The organism is Agrobacterium sp. Ap1 (genome assembly GCF_017313375.1).
In the GTDB taxonomy this organism is placed as follows: domain Bacteria; phylum Pseudomonadota; class Alphaproteobacteria; order Rhizobiales; family Rhizobiaceae; genus Neorhizobium; species Neorhizobium cellulosilyticum.
Genome location: NZ_JAFLMY010000012.1, coordinates 115,442 through 135,262, shown reverse-complemented (window position 1 = coordinate 135,262; position 19,821 = coordinate 115,442). Strand labels below are relative to the sequence as shown.

At 57.3% G+C, this 19,821-nt stretch carries 14 protein-coding genes and 1 pseudogene; 12 read left to right on the top strand and 3 right to left on the bottom strand.

Annotation, left to right across the window (positions count from 1 at the left end; translation table 11 throughout):
- Positions 1–112 precede the first annotated feature (112 nt).
- On the top strand, positions 113–1,150 hold the full coding sequence (locus JZX87_RS21300) for a LacI family DNA-binding transcriptional regulator (RefSeq protein ID WP_206827853.1): 1,038 nt from the start codon (positions 113–115) through the stop codon (positions 1,148–1,150).
- Between the two features lie 811 nt (positions 1,151–1,961).
- Here the strand turns inward: JZX87_RS21300 and JZX87_RS21295 are convergent.
- Complete coding sequence (locus JZX87_RS21295; protein WP_206827852.1) at positions 1,962–2,249, bottom strand: DUF982 domain-containing protein; 288 nt, start codon at positions 2,247–2,249, stop codon at positions 1,962–1,964.
- Between the two features lie 262 nt (positions 2,250–2,511).
- Here JZX87_RS21295 and JZX87_RS21290 point away from each other — a divergent pair.
- Positions 2,512–3,861: pseudogene (locus tag JZX87_RS21290) on the top strand (IS3 family transposase).
- Between the two features lie 519 nt (positions 3,862–4,380).
- Here the strand turns inward: JZX87_RS21290 and JZX87_RS21285 are convergent.
- Positions 4,381–4,635, bottom strand: coding sequence for a hypothetical protein (locus JZX87_RS21285; protein WP_206827851.1), 255 nt, complete (start codon positions 4,633–4,635; stop codon positions 4,381–4,383).
- Between the two features lie 1,488 nt (positions 4,636–6,123).
- Here JZX87_RS21285 and JZX87_RS21280 point away from each other — a divergent pair.
- Positions 6,124–7,674 carry a UxaA family hydrolase gene (locus JZX87_RS21280; RefSeq protein ID WP_206827850.1) on the top strand — a complete coding sequence of 517 codons (1,551 nt, stop codon included), beginning with the start codon at positions 6,124–6,126 and terminating at the stop codon, positions 7,672–7,674.
- A gap of 25 nt (positions 7,675–7,699) precedes the next feature.
- Entirely contained in the window at positions 7,700–8,662 is a 963-nt protein-coding gene (locus tag JZX87_RS21275; protein WP_206827848.1) for a GntR family transcriptional regulator, read from the top strand.
- Between the two features lie 49 nt (positions 8,663–8,711).
- On the opposite strand, the gene putA is transcribed toward JZX87_RS21275, so the two are convergent.
- Positions 8,712–12,398, bottom strand: a complete 3,687-nt coding sequence (putA, locus tag JZX87_RS21270; protein ID WP_206827846.1) for a trifunctional transcriptional regulator/proline dehydrogenase/L-glutamate gamma-semialdehyde dehydrogenase — start codon at positions 12,396–12,398, stop codon at positions 8,712–8,714.
- A gap of 145 nt (positions 12,399–12,543) precedes the next feature.
- Here putA and JZX87_RS21265 point away from each other — a divergent pair, with 145 nt between their 5' ends.
- The 8 genes from JZX87_RS21265 (at position 12,544) to JZX87_RS21230 (ending at position 19,742) form a co-directional block, all read left to right on the top strand.
- Complete coding sequence (locus tag JZX87_RS21265; protein WP_148144759.1) at positions 12,544–13,020, top strand: Lrp/AsnC family transcriptional regulator; 477 nt, start codon at positions 12,544–12,546, stop codon at positions 13,018–13,020.
- A gap of 104 nt (positions 13,021–13,124) precedes the next feature.
- Positions 13,125–13,886 carry a DeoR/GlpR family DNA-binding transcription regulator gene (locus tag JZX87_RS21260; RefSeq protein ID WP_206827844.1) on the top strand — a complete coding sequence of 254 codons (762 nt, stop codon included), beginning with the start codon at positions 13,125–13,127 and terminating at the stop codon, positions 13,884–13,886.
- A 129-nt stretch (positions 13,887–14,015) separates the two neighbouring features.
- Positions 14,016–15,527, top strand: coding sequence for a glycerol-3-phosphate dehydrogenase (locus JZX87_RS21255; RefSeq protein WP_206827843.1), 1,512 nt, complete (start codon positions 14,016–14,018; stop codon positions 15,525–15,527).
- A gap of 52 nt (positions 15,528–15,579) precedes the next feature.
- Positions 15,580–16,662 carry an ABC transporter ATP-binding protein gene (locus JZX87_RS21250; RefSeq protein ID WP_206827842.1) on the top strand — a complete coding sequence of 361 codons (1,083 nt, stop codon included), beginning with the start codon at positions 15,580–15,582 and terminating at the stop codon, positions 16,660–16,662.
- Positions 16,663–16,672: 10 nt separating this feature from the next.
- The gene (locus JZX87_RS21245; protein WP_148144667.1) at positions 16,673–17,743 is read left to right on the top strand and encodes an ABC transporter ATP-binding protein; all 1,071 of its coding nucleotides are present in this window, start codon (positions 16,673–16,675) and stop codon (positions 17,741–17,743) included.
- 2 nt (positions 17,744–17,745) lie between these two features.
- Positions 17,746–18,615 (top strand): carbohydrate ABC transporter permease, encoded by an 870-nt coding sequence (locus tag JZX87_RS21240; RefSeq protein WP_206827841.1) that lies wholly within the window; start codon positions 17,746–17,748, stop codon positions 18,613–18,615.
- Between the two features lie 13 nt (positions 18,616–18,628).
- Positions 18,629–19,447, top strand: a complete 819-nt coding sequence (locus JZX87_RS21235; protein ID WP_148144669.1) for a carbohydrate ABC transporter permease — start codon at positions 18,629–18,631, stop codon at positions 19,445–19,447.
- Between the two features lie 13 nt (positions 19,448–19,460).
- Positions 19,461–19,742, top strand: a complete 282-nt coding sequence (locus JZX87_RS21230) for a DUF2160 domain-containing protein (protein ID WP_206827840.1) — start codon at positions 19,461–19,463, stop codon at positions 19,740–19,742.
- Positions 19,743–19,821 lie beyond the last annotated feature (79 nt).

Sequence of the window (19,821 nt, the reverse complement as noted above, 5' to 3'; positions counted from 1 at the left end):
GCCCAATAACGCAGAAAAATCCGACGCGATCCTCTTCTCCGGAAACGTTTCCGGGAAGTTGCCACCGCGTCCTACTCCATGTCAATAGTGTTGAGAGACAAAAAGGGTAAGCATGAAAAAGCGGTCAGGCATCGGAATTCGCGATCTCGCGTCCCATCTCAAGATGTCCATTAGCACTGTGTCGCGCGCGATGAACGGCAGCCCGGAGGTCAGCAAGGAAACGCAGGACAAGATTAGAGCGGAAGCAGAGAGACTTGGATATAGACCCAACCAGTCGGGGCGCAGCCTTAGGAGTGGAAGTACGAACACGGTCGCCTTGACGATGCGAACCGACATAGGACGCACCGTCGCCGGAGAGACATTTTTCATGGCGCTCAGCGAAGGGCTTCAGGCGTCGCTGTCGTCAGCAGGCCTCGACTTATTGATTCTTCCTTGTTCGTCGGATCAGGATCAGAACGAGTTCCTTTACAGGGCCGTCGACAGGCATCTCGCGGATGCTTTTGTCATCTCAAACGTCCAGCGGTATGACCCACGCATCGATTACCTGCGGCGAGGAGACGTGCCGTTCGTCGCTTTGGGAAGCAGTGAGACAAAAGGGGACTACGCAGCGCTTGATCTTGATTTTGCGGGAGTGGCAAGGGCCGCAGTTGATCGCTTGACGGCCGCTGGACACAGACGCATCCTTCTCGGTCTAACGTCTCAGGACACGAACAGTAACTTCGCCTTTCTGCACGGCTATCAAAAAGGTCTATCCGATGCAGGGCTTCCATTTGACGAGGAACTCGTCCTGCGACCCTACGATCGAATTGCGGGCGGTGCCGAAATTGCGAGCGCTTTACTGGATATGAAAGTAAGACCTACCGCAGTCCTTCTGATCCAGGAGACGATGGCGATGGGCCTTTACCAGAAACTCAATCAGGCGGGAATTTGTCCAGGGAAGGACGTGGCGGTCATAGGATTTCGCGAAAATCCCGTCTGTCGATATCTCGCGCCAACACTCACATCATTCAGGGTGGACCTGAGGGCGTATGGGTACCGGCTCGGAGAGGTGATGATCAGGGAGCTTAGTTTGTCGCGAAAGCCAGAGGCAAATTCAGCACCCCGTTTGGAATTGTTTCCCATGGTGCTCGTGGACGCTGAAAGCGGATAAAATATGCAAACCGCTTGAGTGGAGTGAGCCGCGCGCTTTAGCGGACGTCTCGTAGTTGGAGACGGTTCCTTTCATCGAAGTTCAGACCCGGTATTCGAGGACGCAGGCCGCCACTTCCAGGAGGTGCGGGCGACAGAGGTTGATAAGCTAAATAATCTGATCTGTCGAGTTTTTGCTTTCAGCTGGACGTCAATGGAATCTTGTTCGTCAGTCTCAATGTCGAAGCTGCAAACTATCCATGCAGCGGGAGCAAAGTTGGTGTAGCAGGATGCAGGGGTGAGACCTTCGTGCAATGATGGCTCGGTCAGCGCGAGCAAAAAGAGCTTTTCGGCCTTAGGCGCTGGAGCGTTGCGCCTGCTCAACAACGCTGCGGATCAAATGAGCCCGGCTTTATGGGGCGAGGGCCCCTGTAGGTCTGGCGACTACTGGGTTGGGCCCAGAGGGGGTCGTTTCTGCTATTCTACTGGCGGAGCGAAGAGCTATCTCAGAAAATAGGGTGTATGGCCATAATGGCCAGGCAGCAGGAATTGAGGCCGCCTGCTGTTCAGGCGATGGAGTCCAGGACCCGTCCATACCACTTGCTGATTTTTTTCAACGCATCGAATATCCGTAGGTCAGTACGGTATCGGGCAGCGGTCTCAGCTTGCTATCCAATCAATCTCTTGCTCATATTCGATCAGCGCTCTTGCCAAAGGCGATTGAGTGCAGAGACCGTCATGTCAGGCTGGTCGTGTGCGGGAGGGTTCGGTTGAGAGGCTGAACCTTCCCTCTCCACCCTCGCGATTCGCTTCGAGACCCTACCGCCGTGTCGTCAAACAGCTTGAAAGCTACAAGTGCCGGAAAATGCCCCTTTGATCGACATTCCGGCCTCCTCGGCAGCTTGAACGAATGCCGTACGGGCCAAATCAGGATCTGCGTCCGACGTGATACAGTCGAGGCATGCCTTCACCGCTTCATAATAGCGGTCGCCATCCTCGATTGGCCATTCCGATAGAAGTTCCTCGGCAGCTTCCTCGACCGAACTGATGGTTAAGTCTGGATTTGCGTCCCCGAGAGAGATTATGACTGGATTGAAAATATGCAAATTGTCCCGTTCCAAAACACAAACTCCTCCTGCGCTTCATCAAACGTTTACCGAGCAATAACCGTGCCACAGATGGAAAATTGCTAGGGTTGTCACCACGGTCATTGGAAGAGGAGGCTGTAAGTAAAGCGACCCCGATCCAGCGCTGCCAGGCTTGATCAGCTTATGCAGGTGGGGCTGCAACACTGTGTCCGACATCAGCGCCCATGAGACAGAATTGGCTTAATTGAGAAGAGAGGATTTTCGGCTCATCGTAGCTCTATCAAAGGAAGCGAAGATGAGACAGAAAACCGGGCCGCAGACATCGGCGGCCGAAAAGACGATCAAGGACATCCGCCGCGCCACGCGCAAGCACCATTCAGCCGAGGACAAAATCCGCATCGTGCTTGAAGGGCTGCGAGGCGAAGACAGCATTGCTGCGATCTGCCGCCGTGAGGGGATTGCCGAGAGCCTGTATTATAGCTGGTCAAAGGAATTCCTCGAAGCGGGCAAGAAACGACTTGCGGGTGACACCGCCCGTTCGGCCACCAGCGACGAGGTGAAAGCGCTGCGCCGTGAAAGCCGCGACCTGAAAGAGGCGCTGGCCGACCTCACCTTGGAAAACCGCCTGCTCAAAAAAAGCATGATCGCGGATGGGGGCGACGACGAATGAGATACCCCGCCACCGAGAAACTGGAAATCATTCGGTTTGTCGAACAGTCGCATCTGTCGGCCAGGCAAACCCTCGACAAGCTCGGCATTCCAAGGCCGACCTTCTATCGCTGGTATGATCGCTTCCTGACCCATGGCGTTGAAGGGCTAGAAGACCGGACGTCCGCGCCATCACGGGTGTGGAACCGCATCCCCGAGGATATCCGGGATCGCATCATCTCACTCGCACTCGATCACGCCGACCTCTCGCCGCGCGAGCTGGCGGTAAAGTTCACCGACACGGAAGGCTATTTCGTGTCAGAGGCTTCGGGCTACCGCCTGCTCAAGGCCCATGACCTAATTACGTCACCAGCCTATATCGTCATCAAGGCCAACGACGAGTTCAAGGACAAGACCACGCGGCCGAACGAGATGTGGCAAACCGACTTCACCTACCTGGAGGTCATCGGCTGGGGATGGTTTTACCTGTCGACCATCCTCGACGATTATTCTCGTTACATCATCGCCTGGAAGCTGTGCACCAGCATGAAGGTGGAAGATGTCACCGACACGCTCGATCTGGCACTGGCCGCCTAAGGCTGCGACAAGGTCAAGGTCGACACCGACCGCGACTGCTGTCGGACAATGGCCGTGTTACGTCGCCTCCGATCTCGGCGAATGGCTGGAGAAGTACAAGATCGACCAGGTCCATGGCGCTCCCGGTCATCCGCAAACGCAGGGCAAGATCGAACGCTGGCACCAAACGCTGAAGAACCGCATCCTCTTGGAAAACTACTTCTTCCAGGAAGACCTCGAAGCCCAGATCGCGGCCTTCGTCGAGCATTAGAATCATCGACGATACCACGAGAGCCTCGACAATCTCACTCCGGCCGACGTCTACTTCGGATGCGGCCAGACTATCCTGCTCGAACGCGAAAGGATCAAACAAGATACGATCAAACAGCGCCGCTTGAACCACCAAGCCAAAGCGGCTTAAATCAACCCGCAGACCGAGCCGGAAACTCCATTCTTCCAGAGCCCCAAAAGTCTCAAATCATTTGATGACGGACAATCATCGTCAATTTCGATGGGCACAATAGCGAACGGCTGTATCATTCGGGGCGAGCGTCTATCTCCGCCTCCAAGTGGGTCCAAAAACAATAGCGTATTGCCGCAGCCATGCGGCGAAAAAAGGGAGGCCAACACCTGGAACAAAAAGAGCCCCGGAACGAGCGCCTAGTTGAGGTTTGGGGATCTCCGAAGCCGGGCGGGCAGGCCCGATCTGAGGGGGACCGAACCTGCACTTGGGGACTTCTGGAGGTGGATCAGGATGCCTGAGGCCCGTTCACGTCCGCCGAACCACACGCTCGCCTATTAGTTCCCGCTAAGGTTTCTCATCATGCGATTTGTGATTGTTGATGCGCTTTGTCAGACCAGCGAGGGGCCGAACACTCATTTCGGATAGACGAGCCTTCAGTTTGCTAAACCCGCCGAAAACGATAGTGACGCACTAATGTCAATGAACTACCGTCGGTACGTCTTCAAATGCGGCCATACCCTCCTCTTCCACAGTGGAGAGGAATTCCGCGTAAGCTTCCTCGTCTGTCTCGAATGGATCGTCCCAAACGGTCGATGTGTTGTGCTCGTTCACAACTTCTAAATTCCATCCAGTTTCGAGCTCAAGTCGGAAAATGTTAACTTCAACCACCCGGCCATCCTTGGCAAACTTCGTGCAGCGGGAAGAGTAGATGATCTTGGGGTCAGCTTCCATGCGTCATTCCTGTCAGCGTTGAACCAATAGCGACTAGAACAGGCACACTAATGGCTAGAATTGGGTCGAATCAACCCTCCTGCGGCTGCGGATCAAGCTGACGGGGATCGGGGAGGTGAGAAAGTCGTCTTCATGAGGCCACTAGACGAAAAGTTCGAGAGCGAATTGCAAAAGCAGACGACCGCTGAAACGAGTGGCGAGGGTGCCGCCGTTTCTCATTGTTCCGTTCGGTTAGCACCAGGTCCATACACTTTCATTATATCGTCGATGTCCTCTCCAGAATAACCGCGTCTCGAAACCCAAGCGAATAGCCGAGAAGTCGAGCGCGCGTGGGTATCCATCAAGATCATATTGGATATCTTCATGCGCTGGAATGCGCGCCGTGGCTCTTTGAGCCGAACAGATGGCTCTCATCTACTAGATCTCCAATCTCGAGTTCGCCGTTCCAAATGGATCTGCTTGTTAGGATTCTAAAAACCTAAGCCTGCCGGGGACAATGGATCGTCCTTGTGTCCAGATCCGTTGCAAAGGATCGGCAGCGACCCGGCGTCATCCTCGATCGCCAGTCTTTCAAGCAGCCGCCTTGCAGTTTCATCGAAAGGTTTTCCGCTCTCCATTAACGTTCGAGCGGTAACTTTTAGTTGGGGATAGCTGAACGCTGTTGGATGAAGACCTAATACCGACCAAACATATCGCCCCTCGAAACTAGCAATGAGCACGATCTTCGAAAACACCGCGCCTCTAAGGGCGCAGTAAAGCTGTTGGGTAAAACGCCTGCATAGGCCGCGACGACGATGAGAGATCGTTACATCGAAATGGCTGATATCGACCAGACCACTCTTGGTGTTGAATCATAGAACAGCTGTCACCCTGCCTTTAACTTTGCCCACGAACCTACCGTCCGAGCTTTCGTTACCCTTAGGCGATGATGCCCCAAGCCCGACGCTGCTGCGGCAAGAAGGTGAGCCACATGAAGCAAGTCCTCGAAAGCGGAAGGGGCTTGCGGTACCGGATTTGGAACCTTGGGTGACGGCGAACTCCTTAGCGCAAGCGCCCGCTTCAAGATAGCAATGGATTAATCAATGTCGGACCCATGAAAAGGATGAGTGGCCCATATCCATCCGATCGCATCTGCTTGCAATCGCTGCCTGCATCGCACGATGCGCTACACAGCGCGAGGGGTTCAAGCGTAGCGCAGGGGCGTCAAAAGCGCAGCAATCCGGTTCTTCGGAAGACGCAATTAAGGATGAAGCATCCCACGTCATGCGGCATCTTCAACTTCCAGCCTAAATGCAAGTCGGACGCCGCCAAGAGATGCGATTTCAGGAGCTTAGACCTGGTGGACAGCTACCGGATCTTTTGTACGTGATCACGCGGGTTGTGGACAGATCAACGGGGCAAAATCACCGATTATTTTCCTTGACAGTTCGATAGACTCAGTGAAACGACTTTTGTCGACAAAGTCATTTCTTTCTTTGGGAGGATAAGATGAAAATTGATGTCCAGGCCGGCTCGAATATTCCAGCCGCCATTCTCTTGAATTCACTGGATAATGTTGCCGTAGCCCGACGTGAGATCGCGATTGGCGAAGCGTCCGGCGTCGACGGAATTGTGGCTGACGCAGTCATTCCACGCGGTCACAAGATCGCGATCCGCGCAATCGCCAAGGGTGAGGCCGCGACGAAATACGGCCAGACGATCGGCATCGCCAGCTGCGATATCGCTCCCGGCGACCATGTCCATCTGCAGAACATCGCCATGCAGCACAGCGACGTGACTCACCATTTCTCGTCGCACGTGCCGGTGATCGATTTTGTGCCGGACGCCGAACGCCGGACCTTCGAAGGCTATCTGCGGCCGGACGGCCAGGTCGGCACCCGAAACTATATCGGCATCATCTCGTCGGTGAACTGTTCCGCCACCGTGTCCCATGCGATTGCCGATCATTTCAACCGCGGCGGCGGCCTGAAGGGGTACGACAACATCGACGGCGTGGTTGCGCTGACGCACGGGCAGGGCTGTGCGATCGGTACCGGTACCGAAGGTTACGAATATCTGATCCGGACACTGAGCGGTTATGCGCGCAACCCGAACTTTGCCGGTATCCTGATGATCGGCCTCGGCTGCGAGGTGAACCAGATCTCGCTGATCCAGGAGAAATACGGGCTGGAGGAAAGCCAGTTCCTTAGAACCATGACGATCCAGCAGCTCGGCGGCACCCGCAAGACGGTCGAGGTCGCATCTGCAATCATCGTCGAAATGCTCGATGCACTTAAAGGGCTGGAGCGGACGACCCAGCCGCTTTCCAAGCTGAAGCTGGCGCTGCAATGCGGCGGCTCGGACGGTTATTCCGGCATTTCCGCCAATCCCGCTCTCGGCCATGTATCCGATCTTCTGGTCAAGCACGGCGGCACGGCTGTCCTGAGCGAGACGCCGGAAATCTATGGCGCCGAACATCTTTTGACCATGCGTGCGGTAAAGCCGGAAGTTGCGCAGAAGCTGATAGACCGGATCGAATGGTGGGGCGACTACACGTCGCGCCACGGTGCCGAACTCAACAACAACCCGTCGCATGGCAACAAGGCGGGTGGCCTGACGACGATCCTGGAGAAATCGCTGGGAGCGGTCGCCAAGGGCGGCTCAATGCCGATGCAGGCGGTCTATGAGTATGCGGAGATCATTGACGAAACCGGCTTCGTCTTCATGGATACACCCGGTTACGATCCGGTCGCGGTGACCGGCCAGATCGCCGGTGGCTGCAATATGCTGATCTTCACCACCGGCCGTGGTTCCGTTTCCGGTTTCAAGCCGGTGCCGACGATCAAGGTTGCAACCAATACGGAAATGTTCGAACACATGAGTGAGGACATGGACGTCAATTGCGGTGATATCGTAAACGGGCGCGAAAGCATCGAAGAAGCCGGCGAGCGGATTTTCGAGACGCTGATCGCGGTCGCTTCGGGCCAGCGGACGCTCAGCGAAATCTATGACTACGGCAATAACGAATTCGTACCTTGGCAGCTTGGTGCGATCACCTGATGTCAGACTGCAATCGGAGCGAGACTTGGAGCGACAGCCGGCCTATCGGCGCATAGCCGAACATCTCGATGGGGCAATCCGTGACGAGCGGATCGTTACCGGCGCGATCATCAAGATAGCAGAAGTCGCCAAGATCTTCGGGTCGAGCCGCTCTCCGGTGAAACAGGCTTTCGAAATCCTGGAGGCGCAGGGCAGCGTGCGCCCTCATGACGGGCAGGGGTTCGTAGTTGGAAACGATAGCGAACCTTTCCGTTTTACGCTGACTGCTGATCATCTGACGCTGGGCGACGGCGAGATCGATGCAAACCAGAGCGCTCTTGACGAACTGTATTTCAGGATCGAGCGCGAACTGATCCTGCACTCGATGTCCGGGCATCTGCGTGTAAACGAACTGGCGCTTGCCCGGCATTTCGGCATCGGCCGGACGGTGGCGCGCGATCTCATCTTCCGGGCCAACAAGCTCGGGATCGTTGCGCGGGGAAACGGCGGACACTGGCAGATCGTCGGCCTTGATGTCGAACGTTGCCGAAATCTCTATGACCTGCGGCGAATCCTGGAGCCGATCGCGCTGGAGGCCGCAGCATCGCTGATACCGCGCAGCGAACTTAAAGACATGCGAGGTCGTCTTGGCGAAGCGATTGCCGTCTCGCCTGCTCTGGATATCGTCGATCTTGATAGGCTGGAAAACGATCTTCATGAGCGATGCCTCGGATATTGTCCCAATCCGGAAATCATCGAGGCGCTTTCCCGCACTGCACCGACCTATATCTGCGGAAAATATCTGCAGGTCACCTTATCCGACAACCCGACTATCGAAACCTTCATGCATGATCACAACGAGATCATCACCCTTATACTGGACGGCAGGAGTACGGACGCAGGTGAGCGCCTCCGTGAACATCTTGTGTTGTCCTGCGGGCAGATCGTGGAGCGGCTGACGGAATATCTTGAAACGAAGACCACGCCGGATGTCGAATATATTTGGTGAGGTCACACCCGGTTTTCACACCGGGTGCGTTGACTTTCCAGATGACCTATCAGCCGATCGCCATAAGGCTGGCGTTGCCGCCTGCAGCGGTCGTGTTGATTGACGTGGAGATTTCCTCAAGCAGCCAGTTCAGGCAGTAGGCCTCAGAATCCATCGCAAGTTCTGCCGAGGGTGAGGCTTGAACGAGAACGAGTGGCCCTGGCAGCGCGGCGATCCTCTTCGTGATTTCGACGAGACGCTCGCCTTCGCCCTCGATCAGTGCACCGGCAAAGGGGGCATCCTTGGCCCAATCCTCGCTCCAGGTGATCCGCGCAGCGACGTTTGCCGGCAGATCGCCGAGCGAAGCCTTGAGGCCTGAAGCAGCATCGATTGCGACCTCGTTCCCCGTAGCAAGCGCTGCGGTGAGTTGGCGATAGAGGCCGATTTCCGTCTGTGGGACAAGCAGGACGCGGCCACGCGGGTGAAGCGCGTAGATATTGCGTTCACCGACCGGGCCGGCGAGATCGGTTTGCAGGCCAAGTGCGGAAACGGCGCCCGTCTCGCGGGCATCCTGTGCCAGCTTGTTGCGTCCGCGCTGGCCGAGCCAGCGGGCGAAATCCGTGAGTGCGGGATCGGTATGGACCGAGCTGTGGCGTGGCGGAACCGGGGCCTTGTCGACCAGACGGCCGAGATAAAGCGGACCTCCTGCCTTCGGGCCTGTCCCGGACAGGCCGCGTCCGCCAAACGGCTGAACGCCGACGACAGCGCCGATGACGTTTCGGTTCACATAGATATTGCCGACCCGGATGAGGCCGGTCACCTGCGCGATCGTCTCGTCGAGGCGCGTATGCAGGCCGAAAGTCAGGCCGTAGCCGGTACCGTTGATATCCTCGATCAACCGTTCCAGATCATCGCGCTTGTAGCGTACGACATGCAGGACCGGACCGAAGACTTCGCGCTGAAGATCCTTCAGCGAGCCGATCTCGATGATCGTCGGGGCAACGAAGGTTCCGTTTGCTGTTTCAGGGCCGAGCGGCAACTGCTCAACCTTGCGGCCAAGCGTGCGCATGGCTTCGATATGCTTTTCGATATTGCCCTTGGCTTCTTCAGTGATGACGGGGCCGATATCGACATTCAGCGTGTCGGTGCGACCGATCGAAAGCTCCTTCAGTGCGCCCTTGAGCATGGAAAGGATGCGGTCTGCGACGTCTTCCTGCAGGCAGAGAACACGCAGTGCCGAGCAACGCTGGCCGGCGCTGTCGAAGGCTGACGCGATGACATCGAAAACGACCTGCTCGGCGAGCGCCGAGGAATCGACGATCATCGCATTCTGGCCACCGGTTTCGGCGATCAGCGGGATCGGCTTGCCGTTTGGCAGCAGACGGCGGGCCAGTTCGGCCTGGATGAGACGCGCCACTTCAGTGGAGCCGGTGAACATGACGCCGCAGGTCTGCGGTGCTGCAACGAGTGCCGCACCGATGCGACCATCACCCGGAAGCAGCTGAAGAGCATTGGCGGGAATGCCGGCCTCGTGCAGAATGCGGATGCCCTGCGCGGCGATGAGCGGAGTTTCTTCCGCGGGCTTAGCCAGAACCGGATTGCCGGCGACCAGCGCTGCGGCAATCTGGCCGGTGAAGATCGCCAACGGGAAGTTCCATGGGCTGATGCAGACGACAGGGCCGAGTGGACGATGTCCCGGGCCGAGCGTGCGGCGCGCCTGTTCGGCATAATAACGAAGGAAATCGATTGCCTCGCGTACTTCCGCAATCGCGTTGGGCATGGACTTGCCGGCTTCGCGCATGATGAGGCCGAGCAGATCCGGCATTTGAGCCTGCATGATATCGGCTGCGCGCTCCAGGCAGGCAGCACGGTCTGTGGGAGCCGTGGCGGCCCAGCCCGCGGCTGCACTCGTGGCGATTGTCATGGCCTTGCCGGCGCCGGCTTCCGTGATCTCGGTGACCGTGCCGACAACATCGCGCCGGTCGCCAGGGTTGAGCACCGGACGGCTGGCTCCAGCATTTTCCAAACTTGAAGCGGAAGTCCATTCACGGGTGGACGAGTTTTTCAGCGATGTGGAGAGTTCCGCAAGCGTCGTTTCGTTTGAGAGATCCAGCCCGGTGGAATTTAACCGGGCACCATAAAGATCGCGGGGGAGAGCGATCTGATCGTGACGGGCGCCCATCTCAGCCATGCCACGAACCACATCGACTGGGTCGATCACCAGTTCATCTACCGAAACGTTCTTGTCGCCGATGCGGTTGACGAAGGAGGAGTTGGCGCCGTTTTCCAAGAGGCGTCGAACCAGATAGGCAAGCAATGTTTCATGGGTGCCGACGGGAGCGTAGACACGTGCGGGGCGGCCAAGTTTGCTTGTGCCGACAACCTCGTCATAGAGCGGCTCCCCCATTCCATGCAGGCACTGGAATTCGTATTTGCCGCTTTGGAATTCCGGCCCGGCGATATTATAGATCGTCGCCAAAGTCTGCGCATTATGGGTCGCAAATTGCGGGAATACAGCGTCGGTCGCCGCCAGCAGTTTGCGGGCACAGGCAATGTAGGAAACATCGGTATGGACCTTACGCGTGAAGACTGGAAAATCTTCCAGTCCGTCCACCTGGGCGCGCTTGATCTCCGCATCCCAATAAGCGCCCTTGACGAGGCGCACCATGATGCGGCGATTGTTGCGGCGGGCAAGATCGATGATGAAGTCGAGCACGGCCGGGCAACGCTTGCCATAGGCCTGCACGACGAAGCCCATGCCCTCCCAGCCGGCGAGATCAGGATCTTCGCAAAGGCTCTGCAGAAGATCGAGCGACAGTTCGAGACGGTCAGCCTCCTCGGCATCGATGTTGAGGCCGATATTGTATTTTTTCGCCAGGCTAGCGAGAGCCTTCACCTTCGGCAGGAGTTCGCCCATGACGCGTTCGGCCTGTGCGCGGACATAACGTGGGTGCAGTGCCGAGAGCTTGATGGAAATGCCAGGACCGTCATAGATGCCGCGACCGGCAGACGAGAGGCCGATGGCGTTGATCGCCTTTTCATAATCCTTGTAGTAGCGCTCGGCATCTGCCGCGGTCGTCGCAGCCTCGCCCAGCATGTCATAGGAGTAGCGGAACCCGCGTTCCTCCAGCGGCTTTGCACGCTTCAACGCCTCGGCAATCGTTTCACCGGTGACGAATTGCTCGCCCATCATGCGCATTGCCATGTCGACGCCGCGGCGGATGACTGGTTCGCCACAACGGGCGATCAGCCGGGTGAGCGCGGCAGAAAGGCTGCGGCCATCGACCGTGTTGGTAAGCTTGCCGGTGACGACGAGGCCCCAGGTGGCGGCATTGACGAAAAGCGAACGGCCGCCGCCGACATGGGACTTCCAGTCGCCGTCTGAAATCTTGTCGCGGATCAGCGCATCGCGGGTTGCCGTATCGGGAATACGCAACAGTGCTTCGGCAAGACACATGAGGGCGACACCCTCCTGGCTCGACAGAGAATATTCATGCACCAACCCTTCAACGCCCGTGCCTTTGTGCTTTGCGCGGAGTGCCTTGATCAGCTGGCTCGCCGTCTTGCGAATGTCGCGGCGCGTCTCTTCCGGCAATGTTGCCTCCACCAGAAGCGCAGCAACGCTTTCGCCCTCCGGCTTGCGGTAGGCAGCGGTGATGGCGCGGCGCAATTCGCTCTGCTGGCGCAGGGCGGGCGCAAAATTTTCAAATGCCGGGAATGCGTCGGTATTCTTGTCGAAGGAGCGAGGGTTCGTCATGGCGGTTCCCGGTTGTCGTAGGAGTTCAATAAGTCGCGGAAGATAACATGGCCGGAATTTTCACGTTGCCCAGTTTTCAAGCTTAATCTATTTGTTTGGACTAAATACACGGGCAAATAGCGGCGAAAAGTTGGAATATGGCGTCATGGCTAGCGAATTAGACCAGTTCGACAAGAAGATCATGCAGGAGCTTTCAGCAGATGGACGTCTGTCGATCACAGAACTTGCCAGCCGCATCGGTCTTTCCAAAACACCCTGCCAATTGCGCCTGCGTCGATTGATCGAAGAAGGTTATATCGAAGGGTTCAGAGCGATCCTCAGTTCGCAAAAACTCGGTCTCGATCACATTGCCTTCGTTGAAGTCAAACTCAGCGACACACGGGAGGAGGCATTGAAGAGCTTCAACGATGCAGCTCGCAAAATCAGAGAGATCGAAGGCTGCCACATGATCGCCGGTCGCTTCGACTATCTTCTGAAGGTCCGCACCAGAGATATCAGGCGATATAGGATCGTACTGGGTGAGAAAATTTCAACCCTTCCCTTCGTGGCAAACACATCCACAAACGTGGTGATGCAAACGGTCAAAGAAGACAGCCCGCAGCTCATGGCATCGCCGGAATAGCGAACTGGTAACGTCAAGTCACACCCTCCAGCCCATATTGTTCACGGTTTCGTTTTGTCCTAATGTGATGGCAAAACGAAAATCGAGGGAGCCTTGGAAACACCATGCATCTAACCAGCCGGCAGGAAGAGATTCTCGCGATCGCCAAGGAGCAGGGTAAGGTGCTGGTGGAGGATCTGGCTGCGCATTTCCAGGTCACCCCACAGACGATCCGCAAGGACCTGAACGATCTCTGCGATGATAAGGTGTTGAACCGCGTCCATGGTGGGGCAGTGTTCCCGAGCGGCAACGAGAATGTCAAATACGAAGCGCGCCGTTCGATGGCCGCAGTCGAAAAACAGGCGATCGGCAAGGCTGCCGCCGAGATCATTCCCGACAATTCATCGCTCTTTATCAATATAGGCACCACGACGGAGGCCGTCGGCGATGCGCTTGTTGATCATCGCGAATTGATGGTTATTACCAATAATATCAATGTAGCCAACCGGTTGCGCGTGTTTCCCTCGATCGAGGTCATTATTGCCGGTGGCGTCGTACGGGGTTCGGATGGTGGTGTCGTGGGAGAGGCGGCTGTCGATTTCATCCGCCAGTTCAAGGTGGATTATGCCGTAATCGGTGTCTCGGCCATCGACGCAGATGGGGCGCTGCTCGATTTCGACTTTCGCGAGGTAAAGGTAGCGCAGGCGATCATTGCCAATGCGCGGCATGTCATTCTCGTGTCCGACGCCACAAAGTTCGAACGAACCGCGCCCGTTCGCATGGGCCATATCTCGCAGGTGCACACATTCATTACCGACTGTTGTCCATCGCCCGAGATTCGGAAAATCTGCGCCGAAAGCGACGTTCGACTGATAGAGACGCATTAATCCGGTCTCATTTTTGCGTTCCGTCAATCTTCATTTGACATTCGTTTTTCTTTCATTTTAGACTGTATTCAGTTTCGTAAAAAGCATAATTTTGTGCAATGCGAAAGTGAGCGGGGCCATCGGTAGGCAATGTCAGGCGATACGGTTTTCGATCTCTTCGTGATTGGCGGTGGCATCAACGGATGCGGCATCGCGCGCGATGCTGCGGGTAGAGGGTATTCCGTCGCGCTTGCCGAAATGAACGATTTCGCCTCCGGCACTTCCTCCGGCGCTACCAAGCTGATCCATGGCGGCTTGCGCTATCTCGAGCATTACGAATTCCGTTTGGTACGTGAAGCATTGATGGAGCGTGAAGTGCTGTGGGCCATGGCCCCGCATGTCATCTGGCCGCTCCGTTTCGTGCTCCCCTACCAGAAGGGTGGCGTGCGTCCGGCCTGGCTGATCCGGCTCGGTCTTTTTCTCTACGACAATCTCGGTGGTCGAAAACTTCTGCCGGCGACCAAGACTTTGAACCTGAAGACCGATCCAGCCGGCAAGCCGCTGAAACCGGTCTTCGGAAAGGCTTTCGAATATTCGGACGGCTGGGTGGACGATGCCCGTATGGTGGTGCTTAATGCCCGCGATGCCGCATCGAAGGGCGCGATGATCATGAGCCGCGCTAAGGTCGTTTCGGCCCGTCGCGAAGGCGGCTTATGGCAGATCGAGGTTCGCGACGAAGCGTCAGGCACGACGGCCAGCCACAAGGCTCGGATGCTGGTCAATGCCGGTGGTCCGTGGGTGGATCAAGTTCTGTCGAACGCGGTTGGTCGCAACAATGTCCACAATGTCCGGCTCGTGCAGGGCAGCCACATCATCGTGCGCAAGAAGTTCGAAGACAGAAGAGCCTATTTCTTCCAGAACCCGGACAATCGCATCTTCTTCGCCATTCCCTACGAGACCGATTATACCCTGATCGGCACCACCGATCGTGATTTTCCAGGCGATCCGAAAGATGTCAGGATTAGTCCGGAAGAAATAGACTATCTCTGCAGTGCAGCGAGCGAGTATTTTTCGGAACCTGTAACCTCGGACGACATCGTCTGGACCTATTCGGCCGTTCGCCCGCTTTATGATGATGGCGCGTCGAAGGCGCAGGAAGCGACCCGCGATTATGTGCTGAAGGTAGACGAGGCAGATGGCGCGCCACTGCTCAACGTCTTCGGCGGCAAGCTGACAACCTATCGGCGCCTTTCCGAACACGCGCTGGAAAAGATCGGCGAGACGATCGGCGAAAAGGGCGGCCCCTGGACGGCCAGGAGCCATCTTCCTGGTGGGGATTTTCCAGTCGCGGGGGCTATAGAAGAAGAGCGAAAATTGATGGCGGCCTATCCGTTCATCAGTCAGCGACAAGCCTCGCGGCTCATCAAGTGCTACGGCACCGATGCCAAAGCGATATTGGGAGAGGCCAGATCCATCGAGGGGCTTGGCCGGCATTTTGGCGGCACGCTTTACGAAGCGGAAGTTCGCTGGTCTATCGAAAAGGAATGGGCGCGCACGGCTGAAGACGTGCTGTGGCGCCGTACCAAGCAGGGATTGTTCCTGACGGCAGAGGAAGCCCAGGGACTGGAGGAATACATGGCGGGCGTTCGCCGGGCCGCGTGAGGCTTGGGAGATAACTGCCTGTTGCCAGAGGGTTGGGAGGCCCGAGGTATATATGCTGGAATTGCGCAATGTGTCGAAGACGGTGGCGGGCGAATATCACATTTGCCCGACCGACCTGACATTAAAGCGGGGAACGCTGAACGTCCTGCTCGGGCCGACGCTTGCCGGCAAGACGTCGCTGATGCGGCTGATGGCGGGGCTCGACAAGCCAACGGAAGGCTCAATCCATTTCGATGGGGCTGACGTCACCGGCATGCCGGTGCAGAAGCGCAATGTCGCGATGGTCTACCAGCAGTTCATCAACTATCCGGCGCTGACCGTGTATGAAAACATCGCCTCACCGATGCGTATCGCCGGCAAGGATGCTGCCACCATCGATCGTGAAGTGAAGAAGGCCGCCGAGCTTCTGAAGCTTTCGCCCTATCTCGACCGAACCCCGCTCAATCTCTCCGGTGGTCAACAGCAGCGCACAGCGCTGGCGCGGGCGATCGTCAAGAACGCCAATCTCGTGCTCCTCGACGAGCCGCTCGCCAATCTCGATTACAAGCTGCGCGAGGAATTGCGCGAGGAACTACCAAAAATCTTTGCCGCTTCCGGCGCGATCTTCGTTTATGCCACGACGGAACCTTCGGAAGCGCTGCTGCTCGGCGGCAATACTGCGACTTTGCATGAGGGAGCCGTGACGCAGTTCGGCAGGACAGTGGACGTTTATCGTCGGCCTGCCGATCTCGTTACCGCTGAAATCTTTGCCGATCCGCCGCTGAATACGATTGCACTGACGCGTTCCGGCAACGCTTTCCTGTTCGACGGCGAGCCGGTCATTCCGGTGCCGCCGCATCTGTCATCTATCGCGGACGGGCCGGTGACGCTGGCTTTCCAGCCTCATCACCTGTTTCTGCATCCCGCCAACGGCCACACGACGCCGCTCAAGGCTCGCACGCTGGTCTCGGAGATCGCCGGATCTGAAAGCTTCATCCATCTCGATTTTGCCGGTCGCCGCTGGGTGATGCTTGCGCATGGCATTCACGATATCGAGCAGGATCAGGTCCTCGAGGTACATCTCGACAGTCGCCACCTGATGGCTTTCGATCAATCGACCGGCAAGGCGCTCATCGCCGCGCCACTGGCAGCGTGAGGAGGACGAGATGGCACGCATCACGCTCGAACATATCCGCCACGCCTATAGCGAAAAGGCCAAGGCCGCCGGCGACTATGCGCTGAAGGAAGTCCATCACGAATGGGAGGATGGCGGGGCTTACGCTTTGCTTGGTCCATCCGGCTGCGGAAAGACAACGCTGCTCAACATCATTTCCGGTCTGCTGACACCGTCCGACGGGCGAATTCTGTTCGACGGCAAGGATGTCACACAGCTCTCGACCGAGGAGCGGAACATTGCCCAAGTCTTTCAGTTCCCGGTCGTCTACGACACGATGACGGTGTTCGACAATCTCGCTTTCCCCTTGCGCAACCGCAAGGTGCCGGAGGCGGAAGTCGAAAAACGCGTCAACGAAATCCTCGAAATGACCGATCTTGCCGGCATGGCCAAGCGCCGGGCGCAAAGGCTGACGGCCGACCAGAAACAGAAAATCTCGCTCGGCCGCGGATTGGTGCGGGCCAATGTCAACGCCATCCTGTTCGATGAGCCGCTGACGGTGATCGACCCGCATATGAAATGGGTGCTGCGCTCGCAGCTGAAGCGCCTGCACCGGCAGTCGCGCTTCACCATGGTCTATGTCACCCACGACCAGACCGAAGCACTGACTTTTGCCGACAAGGTCGTCGTCATGCATGACGGCCAGATCGTACAGATCGGTACGCCGGCGGAACTGTTCGAGCGACCGAGTCACACCTTCGTCGGCTATTTCATCGGCTCGCCGGGCATGAACATCATGTCCGCAGCCATCGATGGCGCGACCGCGCGCATCGGCGACCAGAATATCGCCCTTTCCGCCGCCCCTGCGCTGAAGGCCCAGGGGCGTATCGAACTCGGCATCCGCCCGGAGTTCATAAAGCTCGGCCGCGAAGGCATGCCGATCACCATCAACAAGGTGGAGGATATCGGCCGCCAGAAGATCGTCCGCGCCTCTTTCTGCGGCCAGCCGATCTCGATCGTTGTGCCCGAGGATGACGAAATTCCGGCCGACGCGAAGGTGACATTCGAAAAGCAGGCGATTGGCATTTTTGCCGATAGCTGGCGTGTAGGACAGGAGGGCTGACCATGGACAAGACCTGGAACAACAAAGCCTGGTTTCTGGTTCTGCCGGTCCTGCTGCTGGTCGCGTTTTCCGCCGTTATTCCGCTAATGACCGTGGTCAATTATTCGGTTCAGGATACGTTCGGAAACAATCAGTTCTTCTGGGCAGGCACCGACTGGTTTGTCGAAATCCTGACATCACCTCGCTTCTGGGATGCGCTTTGGCGCAACCTGATCTTCTCGGCTGTCATCCTCGCGATCGAAGTGCAACTCGGCATCCTGATCGCGCTCAACATGCCGAAACATGGGTTGGGCGTTCCCGTCTGCCTCGTGCTTATGGCGCTACCGCTGCTCATTCCATGGAACGTTGTCGGCACGATCTGGCAGGTGTTTGGCCGCGTCGATATCGGGCTTCTGGGGTATTTTCTAAACTCGCTCGGCATCTCCTACAACTATACCCAGAACCCGACGCATGCCTGGGCGACTGTGATCGTCATGGATGTCTGGCACTGGACGAGCCTCGTCGTGCTGCTCTGCTACGCCGGCCTTGTCTCCATCCCCGATGCCTATTATCAGGCGGCTCGCATCGATGGCGCATCGCGCTGGTCTGTCTTCCGTTACATCCAGTTGCCGAAGATGAAGCGGGTACTGCTGATCGCCGTGCTTTTGCGCTTCATGGACAGTTTCATGATCTATACCGAACCCTTCGTCGTTACCGGCGGCGGGCCGGGCAATTCAACGACATTTCTGTCGATCGATCTCGTGAAAATGGCGATCGGCCAGTTCGATCTCGGACCGGCGGCAGCCATGTCGATAATCTACTTCCTGATCATCCTTCTGCTGTCATGGGTGTTCTACACCGTGATGACGCAGAGCGATGCAGAGCAGAAGTGAGGGGGAGAACGCCATGACCAACAACAGCAGCGGCGCCCGTTTCGGCTTCCTGATACCGGTGATCTACATCATCTTTTTACTTCTGCCGATCTACTGGCTCGTCAACATGAGCTTCAAGACCAATAGCGAGATCTTGGGCCAACTGACGCTCTGGCCGACAAATCCGACGCTTAGAAACTACACCGTCATCTTCACCGATCCGGCCTGGTATAACGGCTATATCAACTCGATCATCTATGTGGTGATGAACACGGTTATCTCCGTCCTCGTGGCGCTGCCGGCAGCCTATGCCTTCTCGCGCTACCGGTTTTTGGGCGACAAGCACCTGTTCTTCTGGCTTTTGACCAACCGAATGGCGCCGCCTGCCGTTTTCGCGCTGCCATTCTTCCAGCTCTATTCGGCCTTCGGCCTGATCGACACCCATATCGCGGTTGCCATCGCGCATTGCCTGTTCAACGTGCCGCTGGCGGTCTGGATCCTCGAAGGTTTCATGTCCGGCGTGCCGAAGGAGATCGACGAGACCGCCTATATCGACGGTTATTCCTTCCCGCGCTTCTTCGTGAAGATTTTCATGCCGCTGATTGCGTCCGGCATCGGCGTCGCCGCCTTCTTCTGCTTCATGTTCTCGTGGGTCGAGCTGCTGATAGCCCGCACGCTGACGACGACCGACGCGAAGCCGATCGCCGCGACGATGACCCGCACCGTTTCTGCCTCCGGCATGGACTGGGGCGTGCTGGCGGCGGCCGGTGTGCTGACCATCATTCCGGGTGCGCTCGTCATCTATTTCGTCCGCAACTACATCGCCAAGGGCTTTGCCCTCGGCCGCGTCTGAGAAGGAGAGACCGATGAGCTTCTCATGGATGGCCTGGACATTGCCGACAGCGATCTTCTTCATCACCATTTTCGCGCTCATCGCAGCGATGGGCGCGTGGGAATATTTCTCGCCGGGCGGCGGCCCGCGCGTCGGCATCCTGCGCTTCGAGACGACGCGGGGCGACCGCCTGTTCGTTTCGCTGCTCGGCTCCGCTTTCATTCATCTCGCATGGCTGGGTCTTGGAGGCCCCAGCCTGTGGTGGGCTCTGGCCTTGTCGGTGGTTTACGCGATCGGCGTATTCCGTTTCGTTTAGGGCCAAGACAATAGGGCGGCGGGAGGAGGTCCAGCCGCCAGGACTAAAGTGAACTGCAATCGCATCAACCGGGAGGACT